Below are 12,453 nucleotides of genomic sequence, written 5' to 3' on the forward strand. Positions count from 1 at the left end.
GGTTTTGACAAATTTAATGTGGCCTGCGAGGATACCTTAACAGCCCCCCAGCACTGGGACGATGAGCCTTTTGAACTCATTGTTTCTAATCCGCCTTACTCCATCAAGTGGGCCGGGGATGAAAACCAGCTGCTCATCAACGACCCCCGTTTTTCTCCGGCAGGCGTGTTGGCGCCCAAGAGCAAAGCCGACCTGGCTTTTATCATGCACAGCCTGGCTTGGCTGGCCTCTAACGGCACAGCGGCCATTGTCTGCTTCCCTGGCATTATGTACCGCGGCGGGGCGGAGCAGAAAATCCGCAAATATTTGGTGAACAACAACTATGTGGACTGCATCATTCAGCTGCCAAGCAACCTGTTTTTCGGCACCAGTATTGCCACCTGCATTATGGTGATGAGGAAGAACAAAAACGACAACAAGACGCTCTTTATTGACGCCTCCGGGGAATGCATCAAGGTGACCAACAACAATAAGCTGACCCCTAGCCATATCGAGCGCATTGTACATACCTTCGCGAATCGCCAGGAAGTGCGGCATTTTTCGCATTTGGCCAGTTACGAGGAAGTCGCCGCCAACGAGTACAATCTTTCCGTTTCTACCTATGTCGAGGCCGAGGACACCCGGGAAAAGGTGGATATTGTGCAGCTCAACGCCGAGATCGAGCTTATTGTGGCGAGGGAGCAGGTTCTCCGCGACGAGATTGCCAAAATTATCGCGGAAATTGAGGTGTGCTGATGAAAAAATCTTCGCAAGAACGTTCTTTGGTTCGCTCCTCAGCGGCGGAATATCTTACCTATATTGCGGCGGCTGGCGAGGATAAAGACAGCATTGAAATGCGTTATGAAGAGGAAAACATTTGGCTGACGCAAAAAATGATGGCTGTTCTTTATGGCGTTTCCGTGGCAGCTATTAATCAGCATATAAAGAAAATTTTTGCAGACCGCGAACTGGACGCCGAAGCAGTTGTTAAGAAATACTTAATAACTGCCGCAGATGGCAAAAGCTATAATGCCAAGCACTATAATTTGCAGATGATCATTGCCGTCGGGTTCAAGGTGAACAACGAGCAGGCCGTACAGTTTCGCAAGTGGGCCAATCTTATTGTCAAAGACTATACCATCAAAGGCTGGGTCATGGACGAGGAGCGACTCAAAAACGGCGGTACGGTGCTGACCGAGAAATACTTTGAAAAACAGCTCGAAAAAATAAGAGAAATCCGCTTGTCGGAACGAAAATTCTATCAAAAAATCACAGATATCTATGCAACCTCTCTTGATTATGACCCGGCGGCGCAAAGTACCAAGCGCTTTTTTGCGGCGGTTCAAAATAAGCTGCATTACAGTGTGCACGGTCAGACTGCAGCCGAGGTCATCTACCATCGCGCCGATGCCGCCAAGGAACATATGGGCCTTACAAGCTGGGACGGTTCGCCGCAAGGCAAAATTCACAAATCCGATGTGAGCGTGGCTAAAAACTATCTTTCCGACGAGGAAATGCGGCAGTTGGCAAGAATTGTTTCCGCCTATCTAGATATGGCCGAGGCGCAAGCGGAACGCCGCATCCCGATGACAATGGCGGACTGGGAAACACGTTTAAACGGCTTTCTCACCCTTTGGGACAGGGAGGTTTTGCAGGACCCAGGCAAAATCTCTGCGGAGCTTGCCAAGGCCCATGCGGAAAGCGAATTTGAGAAATATCGCATTGTCCAGGACCGCTTATATAAAAGCGATTTTGATTTATTTATTGAGGAACAGGCCGAAACCAAAGGCGGTGAAGACGATGAGTAAATTGGAAGACTTGCTTAAGGAGCTTTGCCCGGACGGGGTGGAGTATAAGGCAATTAACGATTGCGTTGATGATGTAAAAAAAATTAAATGGTCAGCGACTGAGAGCGAAAAGTATCAATATATAGATTTAACGTCTGTTGATAGAGATACTCACCTTATTGCTGAAACACAGGTTATTGATAAAAACAATGCTCCCAGTAGAGCACAACAAATTGTAAACGAAGGCGATGTTTTACTTGGTGCGACGAGACCTTTGTTAAAAAGGTATTGTATGATTAATGACGATTATGATAAGCAAGTTTGTAGTACTGGGTTTTGTGTGCTTAGAGCAAAATCTAATATTGTTTTAAGAAGATGGTTATATCATTTGATTTCATCTGCAGCATTTTTTGCTCATGTTGAGAAGTTTCAAAAAGGTGCAAGTTATCCAGCTATCTCAGATGCAGATGTAAAAGCATATGTAATCCCCATCCCCCCTCTCCCCGTCCAAAATGAAATTGTCCGTATTCTGGACAATTTCACGGAGCTTACAGCGGAACTCAAACTTCAGCTTACAGAGGAGCTTGCAGCGAGAAAGAAACAGTATGATTATTATGCTTCTAAACTTATAATGGGCCATAATGGCGGTGAAGAATATGAGAAGGTTTTACTGGGAGATATTGCGGATTTTACCTATGGATTCACGGATAAAGCAAGAGAAAGCGGTACAGCAAGATTTATAAGAATTACAGATATTGGAGATAATGGCTACCTGAAACAAGTTGATGCTAAATATATTGAGTTAACAGAGGCGTCAAGAAAGTATCTGCTTAAGGCAGGTAATTTACTAATGGCAAGAACTGGTGCAACTTATGGAAAGACGCTATATATGCCAAATAATGAACCATCGGTCTATGCGTCTTTTTTAATAAAAATTACATTGCAGCAGAATAAACTGCTGAATAAATTTTATTGGCATTTTACGCGAACTCAGTATTACTGGGAACAGGCAAATAAACTTGTATCAGCAGGGGGGCAGCCACAATTTAATACGGGAGCGATTAGCCGTGTTATGGTGCCAGTTCCACCGTTAGAAGAACAACAACGCATCGTTGCCATCCTCGACCGCTTCGACACCCTCTGCAATGACATTTCCGCCGGTCTGCCTGCGGAAATTGCAGCCCGCACCAAGCAGTATGAATACTATCGTGACAAATTGCTGACCTTCCCCGAACGCACATAAGAACGGAGGCGGACGCGATGCCGTATTTCAATATTGTGGCCGAAACAAATGAGAACACTGTTGTGACAGAATATGTGCCTGTAAAGGCGCGTTCCGAAAGCTACCAGAGCGAGGCGGCCCTGGAAAAGGAGTTTATTCGCCTCCTTTGCGAGCAGGGCTATGCCTACTTGCCCATCCATAGCGAAAAGGAGCTGCTGGCGAATCTGCGCAGCCAGTTGGAGCAGCTGAATCAGTATCAGTTTTCCGAGGCGGAGTGGGAGCGGTTCTTTTTAAGCTCGGTGGCCAATCCCAATGAGACGATTGCGGAGAAAAGCCGCAAGCTCCAGGAGGACTTTGTGCAGGTGTTAAAACGGGACGACGGTTCCTCTAAAAACATCCTTCTTCTTGATAAAAAGAACATTCACAACAACCGCCTGCAGGTCATCAACCAGTATGTTCTTGGCAAGGCCGAAGGGGCCCGCTATGATAACCGCTATGATGTGACAGTTCTTGTCAACGGCCTGCCTATGGTACATATAGAGCTCAAACGCCGCGGCGTTGCCATCCGGGAAGCCTTTAACCAGATTGACCGCTATCAGCGCGATTCCTTTTGGGCGGGCTGCGGCCTTTTTGAATATGTGCAGCTTTTTGTCATCTCCAACGGCACCAACACCAAGTACTATGCCAACAGCACCCGCTTTAACGCCATCAAGGACGCAGCTTCGGGTAAGTGCAAAAAGGGGAAAACAAGCAACAGCTTTGAGTTTACGAGCTTTTGGGCGGACGCCAACAACCGGGTCATTCCCGATTTGCTTGATTTCACGAAGACCTTTTTTGCCAAGCATGCCCTGCTGAATATCCTGACCAAGTACTGCATTTTCACTTCGGAAAACCTGCTCATGGTCATGCGGCCTTATCAGATTACGGCGACCGAGCGCATTTTAAACCGCATCGATATCGCCAACAACTACAAGAAATATGGCAGCGTCGCCGGGGGCGGCTATATTTGGCATACCACCGGTTCCGGCAAAACCCTGACCTCCTTCAAGACGGCCAGGCTGGCCTCCAAGCTTCCCTATATCGAGAAAGTGCTCTTTGTGGTGGACCGCAAGGATTTGGATTACCAGACCATGAAGGAATATGACCGCTTTGAAAAGGGGGCGGCCAACAGCAATACCTCTACAGCCATTTTGAAAAAGCAGCTGGAAGATCCCCAGGCTGTGATTATCATTACCACCATTCAGAAGCTGGCCGCATTCATTAAGAAATACAGCGGCCATGCGGTGTATACCAAGCAGGTGGTGATTATCTTTGACGAATGTCACCGCAGCCAGTTTGGCGATATGCACACCGCCATTGTGAAGAATTTCAAGAAGTATCATCTTTTCGGCTTTACAGGAACGCCGATTTTTGCGGCGAATTCCGGCAGCCCCAAGAACGCCCAATTCTTTACGACTGGACAGACCTTTGGGGACCAGCTGCATACCTATACCATTGTCGACGCCATCAACGACAAGAATGTGCTGCCCTTTCGGGTGGATTACATCAAGACTATGGACACGGAAGAGGAAATTACCGATGAAATGGTGTGGGACATCAACCGCGAAAAGGCTATGCTGGCGCCGCAGCGCATTGCGTTGGTAACTCAGTATATTCTGGAGCATTTTGACCAGAAAACCTATCGGGGTAATCAGACGTACCAGTTCAACTCCCTCATCAATATCGCGGAAGTGGCCTCGGCCGCCAGAGGCGCGGTGGAAGAAATCAAGCAGAAACAGCGGGTGAGCGGCTTTAATTCCATTTTTGCGGTGGCCTCGGTGCCTATGGCCAAGCTGTATTATCAGGAATTCCAAAGACAGATGGCAGCAGACCCAAGGCGCAAACTGCGGGTGGCCACTATTTTCAGCTATGGCGCCAACGAGGAAGAAACCGAGGGCATTCTGGACGAAGAGAACTCAGAAGATACGTCGGCTCTCGACCAGAGCTCCCGCGATTTTCTGGAGGCGGCCATCCGCGACTATAATGAAGTGTTTCATACCAACTACGATACGTCTAGCGACAAATTCCAGAATTACTACAAGGACGTATCCCTGCGGATGAAGAACAAGGAGCTGGATTTGCTGATTGTAGTCAATATGTTTCTCACCGGCTTTGACGCGACAACCCTCAACACCTTATGGGCGGACAAGAATCTGAAAATGCACGGCTTGCTGCAGGCCTTTTCCCGCACCAACCGCATCTTGAATACCATCAAGACCTTTGGCAATATCGTTTGCTTCCGCAATCTGCAAAAGCGTGTGGACAGCGCCATCTCTCTCTTCGGGGACAAGGAGGCTGGCGGTATTGTGCTGCTCCAAAGCTTCAAGGATTACTACTACGGCTTTATTTCCGCTGAGAATAAGCCAGTGCCAGGTTATGTGGATATGGTGGAGGACCTGGGCGAAAAGTTCCCCCTGGGAGAGCCGCAGATTATGGGCGAGCAAAACCAGAAGGATTTTATTGCCCTTTTTGGGGCCATCCTGCGTATGCGCAATCTTCTTGTCTCCTTCGATGAATTCCAGGGTAAGGAACTGCTTACAGAACGTGATTTGCAGGATTATCTGGGACGCTATCAGGATTTGCGCGACGAATGGAAGCGCAAGCGCCAAGCCGGCGAAAGCACGGATATTACTGACGATATTGTCTTTGAGGTGGAACTCATCAAGCAGATCGAGATCAATATCGACTATATCCTGCTGCTGGTGAAAAAGTACCACGAGGACCACTGCAAAGATAAGGATGTGCTGGTTACCATCACGAAAGCCATTGACGCCAGCCCGGAGCTGCGCAGCAAGAAGCAGCTCATTGAAACCTTTATTGCCCATGTCAATGAGGCAGACAATATCATGAGCGAATGGCACGATTATGTGGCCGCACAGCGGGATGCGGAAATGCAAGACATCATCGCCGCAGAAAAGCTGAAGCCCGAGGACACCCGCAGATTCCTGGCTAATGCCTTCCGCGACGGGGAGATTAAGACCGCCGGGACGGATATCGATAAGCTTTTGCCTCCTGTTTCGCGCTTTGGCGGCGGTGGCAGGGCGGAGAAAAAGCAAGGGGTTATTGAGAAGCTTAAGGCCTTCTTTGAAAAGTACTTCGGCATCGGCGGCTCGGCCTCGTTTGCAGAACTTGAACAGAAGCCGGATTTTTATGAGACAACTGCGCAAAGCAGCCTGCCGATGGTGGCAGAACCTCAAGGGGAAAATGACGGAGATATAGGGCGTTAGAAGATGATTCATTTCTATTGAGAGGTTTTATTATTGGTTCAGGGGGACGGTTCTTCCGAACCAGTGGTTCACGAGAACCGTCCCCCTGAACCAAGTCAGCAGCGAAAAAAATATTTTTTGTCATTCAAAAATTACTTGCACTTTGCAGCGTGCGTGATACAATCATCTTGGTCCTAGAACAACGGTGACGGCAGGGAAACCGGCCGTTAGGCCAAAAGACCGTCACAAAGAAGGGAGAGGGATATGAACGCGCAAATCCGACTGACAGAAGAAGAAGCAAAAGCCTTGGCTAAGGAGCATGGCACCCCGTTATTGGTGGTGTCTACCAAGAGGGTAACGGAAAATTACCAATACTTGAAGCGAAAGCTGCCCCGCGTTGAGGTGCACTATGCAATGAAAGCCAATCCAGACGAACATATTGTCCGGACGTTGGCCGATCTGGGATCTTGTTTCGATGTCGCCTCGGCAGGCGAGATGGAAGCGCTCACAGCGATGGGCATTGCTGCTGCGAGGATTGTATATGCCAATCCCGTAAAGACGGCAGAAGGTTTGGAAACGGCGAAACGCCTGGGTATTCATAGATTTACTTACGACAGCGCCAGCGAGGTGGACAAGATGGCCGCGGTGATTCCCAGGGGCGAAGTGCTCCTGCGGGTACGGGTGGAAAACCCCGAGGCGCTGGTGGATTTGAACAAAAAATTTGGCGCTTCTGTTGGCGAAGCCTTGGAGCTGTTGCGCCGGGCCCGGGACAAGGGCTTGTGCGTGAAGGGCCTTTGCTTCCATGTGGGCAGCCAGTCTGCTACAGCGGACGCCTATGTGCGCGCTCTCAAGCAATGCCGGGATCTTTTTGACCTGGCGGCGGAAGAGGGCATGCACTTGACCACGCTGGATATTGGGGGCGGCTTCCCGATTCCTATAAACGGTCAGGACATCAATTTGGATGAAATGACGGAAACCATCCAGAAATACGTCGATGAATTGTTTCCCGATACCGAGCTTTGGTCCGAACCGGGGCGTTTTCTCTGCGGTACGGCGGTGCAGTTGATAACCCAGGTTATCGGCGTTAAAAATCGGGATGAGCAAGTGTGGTACTTCTTGGACGAAGGCGTGTATGGCTCATTTTCCGGCATATTCTTCGACCATTGGAATTACGAATTTGTTTATTTTAAAGACGGGGAGCAGCATCCGGCGACCTTTGCCGGGCCTAGCTGCGATTCGTTGGACATCCTCTACCGGGGCCATAATGCGCCGGCGTTGGAGGAAGGCGATCTGATTCTTGTGCCGGACTGCGGCGCGTATACGTCTGCTTCCGCCACGACCTTCAATGGCTTTGCCAAAGCGAAGAGCATTGTTTGGGAGACGGAGAATACAAAGAGCTACACAGTTTTGAAAAATGAGCAACGTCATTTTATTGCTGACGCTGTATAAAGAAGCAAGAAAGGCCCCTAATTCGCTGCTGCGGATTAGGGGCCTTTGCCTTGCTGGGGGGCTGTAGAAAACCGGCCTTGTATTGACGGCGGCGAGGGCATCACGTAAGCTGAAGGGAGAAAACGTTTGAGGGAGGTTAAAAAGGATGATCGTAGGGCATATGCGTTATTTAGAGCAAGACCGGCAATGGCTGCCGACAGAGGTAGTGAAAGTGCTGGACTGGATGGCGGCGGCGGATTGGAACCGCTTGGAGGATGGCCGTTATGAGCTGGAAGGCGCAGAGGTTTATGTAGGGGTGCAGCACTATAAAACAACTCCGGCCGCAGAAAAGCAGCCGGAGTCGCATCAAGCTTATGTGGATATTCAGTATATGCCTTTGGGGCGCGAAGTGATCGGCGCGGAGCCGCTGACAGACGAGCATGAGGAAAGCAGTATTGAGCTGGAAGAGCGGGATTTGATTTTTTACCATGAAGGCGTGCAGGAGAGTTCTTTGGTTTTGGCTCCCGGCATGTACGCTGTATTTTTTCCCTGGGACGTGCACCGTCCGGGCTGCAGGGCTACAGAAGCGGCGGAGACCGTCTGCAAAGCCGTGGGCAAAGTGCGCGTAGAGCGGCTGGTGAGAGAAGAAGAGTAACGGGGAATCCGTTTCACACAGAGTAACAGAGGTAACAGAGAAAGGACAGAGAAAAGAGTTTGAAAAATTCTCTGCAGTCCTCTGCTTACTCTGATCCTCTGTGTTTCGTAGCCCCTATTTTAATGCAGCCACTGCGGCTCGGTTTGTTGTCGCAGTACCAGGCTGGCGCCGATGAAGGACGTGAAAAAGAGGGAAGAAGCCAGTTCTTCTTCAAAATAGGAAGCGCAGTAGGCGTCGTCGGAGGTAGTAGCCCAGTCGGCAAAAGCGGCAAAAAACAGTGTGCCTCCGGGGTAGGCGTTCTCGAGCAGCGCATCTAAAGACGCGTCGCCCAGGCCGCGCCGATGACCGCGCCAAAGCTCCACAGCCGCAAGCGGCTCCAGGTCGTCCAGGCGTTCAGCTTGCCACAAGAGAGCTCCTTCGATTCCTCTGGTAAAGGCGTAGCCGAAAGCCAGCGGCAACGCCGCTGCTAACGGCAGAGGTCTGGACGCGTCGTAAAGCAGCAATTGCGTTAGTCGATGCGTACAACTATGCAGACAGGCTCGCAACTCTGGGGGCAACGATTGGATATCGGTGTGATTTAAGCCGCAGTGAAAGGCGGCTTTGCGCAAAGCGGAGGCTGCTTGGGAATCGAAGAGATTCATGTGTCATCCCTCCTCTTTTAGGAATGGCGGTATGCTGTCGAGCAGACGCCAACGCTTCGAGATTGATAATTCTGTTAATACTATATGAGGACTTCGATATATACGGAGGCTTTTCCTGCTGTGAAAAAAGATTCGCTATTATTCAAAGGAGGCTGTAAAGATGGCTAAACGAAAAATTATTCGTATTGATGAAACCTTGTGTAATGGGTGCGGGCGTTGCGTATCGCCTTGCGCCGAAGCGGCAATCGAAGTAGTGAACGGCAAGGCGAAGGTGTTGCGGGATGAACTTTGCGATGGCGCCGGTTTTTGTATCGGCGCCTGTCCGACAGGAGCGTTGACGCTAGAAGAGCGGGAGGCTGTCGCTTTTGATGAAGAGGCGGTTCAGGAGCACAAAAAAGCGGTTGCGCAGCGGCCGGAGTTCCACCATTTGATGCAGTGCTCTCTGTGTGATATCTCGGAACAAGAACGGCCCTTGCTGCCGATGAAGTACAAGGGCGAAAGCACCTGGGTATGCGTGCGCTGCCTGCCTACGTTGATTCATGGGTAGTAAAAAATGAAATAGGAAGCATTCAGGCCGAAGAACGGGGTAAAAAGAAACCCGTCCTTCGGCCTATTGTAATAGTAAGGAATAAAATGTAAAATAAAATGTGTTTTCGAGAAGTATAATAAGTTGATTTTATAAAAGGAGGCGGTAAGGTGAAGAAAAAATTAGTTTTTTTGATGTTTGCGTTATTGTTAATTGGCAGCGTGGCTTCGGCGGCGCCAGTGGTAGAACCGTTGCAGACGGTAGATATTCAAGCGGATAACAATGTGAATATTTTTGATTATAACTTTATGGACGAGCCTGGCGAAGCGCGCCTGGAACTGACACAGCTTGCTAATATCTGGGGCGGCGGCGCGGTACTGCGGGTGGATATTGAAACCGATAACGGCAAGGAAGAGCTGCAAGTTGTGGTCAGCGGCGCCTATAATGGCGATAATCTTACGACGCATATGCTCAGTGTATCACTGGGCAGTAGCAAGGGACTTATTAATACCAATATTACCAAAAGCACGCCGCTTGTGTTGAATATCAAAGACGGCAAGTTGACGGTCGCTGCTGGTGGCAGCAAGCGTACGGTGGACAAGGTGTATTCCTTTGGCGGCTCCTTGCACACACAGTCGATTACAGGAACGCTGCGGGTATATCCGGGCAGCGACAGCGTTAACGCCGGCAGTCTGGTTAGCGGCGGTTCCGGCGGCAATGGCGGCAATACCTCGGTTAACGATACAGTGGATACCGTGTCCCGAGTTGTGAACATTTTCCGGTAAAATTTGTAGGAAAAGCGAAAAAGGCGCTTGCAGTGATTTGGCTGCAAGCGCCTTTAATAGTTATATACCCGAATTTATATAATAAAACGAACCGCGAAATACACGAAAAACGCGAAATGGTTTTTTGAGGGCTAGGGGCTTCTGCATAAACGGCGGCATAACTGTATTTGAGACAAGATTTGTGAGCGCCTCGAAAAATCCCCCTAGCCCTGCGGGCCATCCCCCTTTGGCAAGGGGGACTTTTAACCACAACATTCTTGATAGACGAAGGCCAAAACCGCTGCCTCCCTTGTTAAAGGGAGGTGCCGCCGCAGCGGCGGTGGGATTAAATACAAAGCCCATAGCCCTCCATCTACTCCCTTTACTCCTGTTCAACTCCGCTCTCCGGTTTCTCCATGAAATAATCCGCAATCAGCTCTTTGGCGGCGCGGCGGGCAAACTCCGCCTGCGCGGCTAAAAGCAGCACCGTCAAAAAGCGTTCTAGCGCCAGCTTGGACTCGTCATCTTCGATGTGCGTCAGCCGCTCCGTCAGGCGCAGGCTGCTGGCCTGAGCTTCGTCGCAGAAGGCCTGCAAGTCGGCAGCTTTCAACTCGGTGAAAAGATCATATACCTCTTCCAGCGGCAGAATGTCATCGTGGGGGGAGTCAATATTGCGCAGCACAGGGTTGAAAAGAGCCTTGATTTCCTGGATGGAAAGGACTTGCTTGAGCTTGCTCAGCATAAGGAGCAGCAAAATATGGTAGCGGTGGTATTTTTTCTGCTGGCTGCGGGCTAAAACCCCATCTTTGGTGTAATTATTGACCATGGTACGTGTTAACAGGTCATCGTTGCTGGTAGCCTGACGGTTGACCAATGATAAAAGCTGGTCCATATACAGCCCCAAATCCGGCAGAGACTGAGAAGTTGTCTCAGGGCATTCCAGTAAGCGCGTAAGGCGTTCTTGTAATGTTTGCATAGCAGTGATCCTCCATCGTGCTCTATATCTTTTAGTATATGGTTTTCAAAACAAGGAGTCAATGCAGCCCTAGACGAAGATAGACGCTTCTTAAAAACAATTAACATAGTTTTAATAAAAAACACTTGTGGTTTTAAAAACTACATGATATTCTATTTATAGAAATTCAGAAAGGAGATAATGCGCAATGGAAGCTGTATGGCAAAGCGTTGGAATGTTATTTTCGCTGGAGGCCTTGTTGCAAGCAGTGACCAATCCGGTCAACTGGGGCATTATCGGGACGTTGGTTTTATTAGAAGGGTTGTTGTCGGCGGATAATGCGTTGGTGTTGGCGATGATGGTCAAGCATTTGCCGGAAGAGCAGCGCAAAAAGGCTCTTTTTTATGGTATACTTGGCTCGTACGCCTTTCGCTTTGTGGCGATTGCCCTGGGAACGGTGTTAATCAAAATCTGGTGGGTGAAACTCATCGGTGCGATCTACTTGTTATATTTAGCAGGAGCGTTTTTTTGGAAGAAACGTAAGCAAGGCGAAGAAGCCAGCGCAGACGGCTGTGCGGGCTTTGGGTTTTGGCGTACTGTGGTAGCTGTAGAGGTTATGGATATCGCCTTTTCCGTTGACAGCGTACTGGCGGCTTTCGGCGTCAGCGACCAGGTTTGGGTGCTGTACTTGGGAGGCATTTTGGGTGTGTTGATGATGCGCGGCGTGGCGCAGTTCTTTATTACCCTCATTGACCGCTATCCGGAGCTGGAGGGTACGGCGTATGTCTTGATTGGCGTGATTGGCGCTAAAATGATGGCTTCCTCTGCTGGCTACGAAATGGAACACGGCGTCTTCTTCGCGCTCATGGCGGTTGTTTTCGGGAGCGCCTTTGGTATGCATTATCTGCGGCAGCCGCAGACGGTGCCTGTGCCCATAAAAAAAGAAGATCTGAAATAGAACGATATAATTTCTTAAATGATGAAAAAGGAGCGTAGAATGGTTATGTTTAAAACCACTCTTTTGTTGGCGGGACTGACCGGGATTTTGATGTTCATGGGCAAGGCCGTTGGCGGTAATGGCGGCATGATGCTGATGTTTCTCATCTCGATGGGTATGAACTTTTTCAGCTACTGGTATAGCGATAAAATTGTGTTGAAAATGTATGGCGCGCAGCCCGTGACCATGCAGGATGCCCCTGGCTTGGTTCATTCCGTGTCCAAGCTGGCGCAGGCGGCGCAGATGCCGATGCC

11 protein-coding genes and 1 pseudogene are annotated in these 12,453 nt (G+C 49.6%); 10 read left to right on the forward strand and 2 right to left on the reverse strand.

Annotated elements, in window-relative coordinates:
- The 6 genes from PHF27_RS10395 to PHF27_RS10420 form a co-directional block, all read left to right on the forward strand.
- The coding region (locus PHF27_RS10395) for a type I restriction-modification system subunit M (protein ID WP_300069515.1) at positions 1–735 on the forward strand (735 nt) is incomplete at its 5' end.
- Complete coding sequence (locus PHF27_RS10400) at positions 735–1,787, forward strand: virulence RhuM family protein (RefSeq protein WP_300069518.1); 1,053 nt, start codon at positions 735–737, stop codon at positions 1,785–1,787. The genes PHF27_RS10395 and PHF27_RS10400, both read left to right, overlap by 1 nt.
- On the forward strand, positions 1,780–3,009 hold the full coding sequence (locus tag PHF27_RS10405; protein WP_300069522.1) for a restriction endonuclease subunit S: 1,230 nt from the start codon (positions 1,780–1,782) through the stop codon (positions 3,007–3,009). Before PHF27_RS10400 ends, PHF27_RS10405 begins: the two co-directional genes overlap by 8 nt.
- Before the next feature lie 17 nt (positions 3,010–3,026).
- Positions 3,027–6,254, forward strand: a complete 3,228-nt coding sequence (locus PHF27_RS10410) for a type I restriction endonuclease subunit R (protein ID WP_300069524.1) — start codon at positions 3,027–3,029, stop codon at positions 6,252–6,254.
- A 243-nt stretch (positions 6,255–6,497) separates the two neighbouring features.
- Positions 6,498–7,682: a type III PLP-dependent enzyme gene (locus PHF27_RS10415; RefSeq protein ID WP_300069526.1), complete on the forward strand. Its 1,185-nt coding sequence runs from the start codon at positions 6,498–6,500 to the stop codon at positions 7,680–7,682.
- A 145-nt stretch (positions 7,683–7,827) separates the two neighbouring features.
- On the forward strand, positions 7,828–8,316 hold the full coding sequence (locus PHF27_RS10420; RefSeq protein WP_300069529.1) for a YhcH/YjgK/YiaL family protein: 489 nt from the start codon (positions 7,828–7,830) through the stop codon (positions 8,314–8,316).
- Positions 8,317–8,435: 119 nt separating this feature from the next.
- Here PHF27_RS10420 and PHF27_RS10425 read toward each other — a convergent pair whose 3' ends face one another.
- Positions 8,436–8,957 carry a hypothetical protein gene (locus tag PHF27_RS10425; RefSeq protein ID WP_300069532.1) on the reverse strand — a complete coding sequence of 174 codons (522 nt, stop codon included), beginning with the start codon at positions 8,955–8,957 and terminating at the stop codon, positions 8,436–8,438.
- 160 nt (positions 8,958–9,117) lie between these two features.
- Here PHF27_RS10425 and PHF27_RS10430 point away from each other — a divergent pair, with 160 nt between their 5' ends.
- Both PHF27_RS10430 and PHF27_RS10435 read left to right on the forward strand, forming a co-directional pair.
- A complete protein-coding gene (locus PHF27_RS10430; RefSeq protein WP_300069534.1) occupies positions 9,118–9,504 on the forward strand; it encodes a 4Fe-4S dicluster domain-containing protein in 387 nt (128 codons plus the stop codon).
- Between the two features lie 149 nt (positions 9,505–9,653).
- Positions 9,654–10,268, forward strand: coding sequence for a hypothetical protein (locus tag PHF27_RS10435; RefSeq protein ID WP_300069537.1), 615 nt, complete (start codon positions 9,654–9,656; stop codon positions 10,266–10,268).
- A 361-nt stretch (positions 10,269–10,629) separates the two neighbouring features.
- Here the strand turns inward: PHF27_RS10435 and PHF27_RS10440 are convergent, their stop codons facing one another.
- Positions 10,630–11,223, reverse strand: a complete 594-nt coding sequence (locus PHF27_RS10440) for a DUF1836 domain-containing protein (protein WP_300069540.1) — start codon at positions 11,221–11,223, stop codon at positions 10,630–10,632.
- Between the two features lie 187 nt (positions 11,224–11,410).
- Between PHF27_RS10440 and PHF27_RS10445 the strand changes: the two genes are divergently transcribed.
- Together PHF27_RS10445 and PHF27_RS10450 are read left to right on the forward strand one after the other, a co-directional pair.
- On the forward strand, positions 11,411–12,160 hold the full coding sequence (locus PHF27_RS10445) for a TerC family protein (RefSeq protein WP_300069543.1): 750 nt from the start codon (positions 11,411–11,413) through the stop codon (positions 12,158–12,160).
- Between the two features lie 45 nt (positions 12,161–12,205).
- A pseudogene (locus PHF27_RS10450) lies at positions 12,206–12,453 on the forward strand (protease HtpX); the annotation flags it as partial.

Origin of the sequence: Anaeromusa sp., from assembly GCF_028691475.1 — a bacterium.
Classification (GTDB): domain Bacteria; phylum Bacillota; class Negativicutes; order Anaeromusales; family Anaeromusaceae; genus Anaeromusa.

Excerpts from the sequence above, each read along its gene's own strand:
- PHF27_RS10420 (WP_300069529.1), top strand. The coding sequence starts at position 7,828 with ATGATCGTAGGGCATATGCGTTATTTAGAGCAAGACCGGCAATGGCTG.
- PHF27_RS10415 (WP_300069526.1), top strand. The coding sequence starts at position 6,498 with ATGAACGCGCAAATCCGACTGACAGAAGAAGAAGCAAAAGCCTTGGCT.
- PHF27_RS10405 (WP_300069522.1), top strand. The coding sequence starts at position 1,780 with ATGAGTAAATTGGAAGACTTGCTTAAGGAGCTTTGCCCGGACGGGGTG.
- PHF27_RS10410 (WP_300069524.1), top strand. The coding sequence starts at position 3,027 with ATGCCGTATTTCAATATTGTGGCCGAAACAAATGAGAACACTGTTGTG.
- PHF27_RS10445 (WP_300069543.1), top strand. The coding sequence starts at position 11,411 with ATGGAAGCTGTATGGCAAAGCGTTGGAATGTTATTTTCGCTGGAGGCC.
- PHF27_RS10440 (WP_300069540.1), bottom strand. The coding sequence starts at position 11,223 with ATGCAAACATTACAAGAACGCCTTACGCGCTTACTGGAATGCCCTGAG.
- PHF27_RS10400 (WP_300069518.1), top strand. The coding sequence starts at position 735 with ATGAAAAAATCTTCGCAAGAACGTTCTTTGGTTCGCTCCTCAGCGGCG.
- PHF27_RS10425 (WP_300069532.1), bottom strand. The coding sequence starts at position 8,957 with ATGAATCTCTTCGATTCCCAAGCAGCCTCCGCTTTGCGCAAAGCCGCC.
- PHF27_RS10430 (WP_300069534.1), top strand. The coding sequence starts at position 9,118 with ATGGCTAAACGAAAAATTATTCGTATTGATGAAACCTTGTGTAATGGG.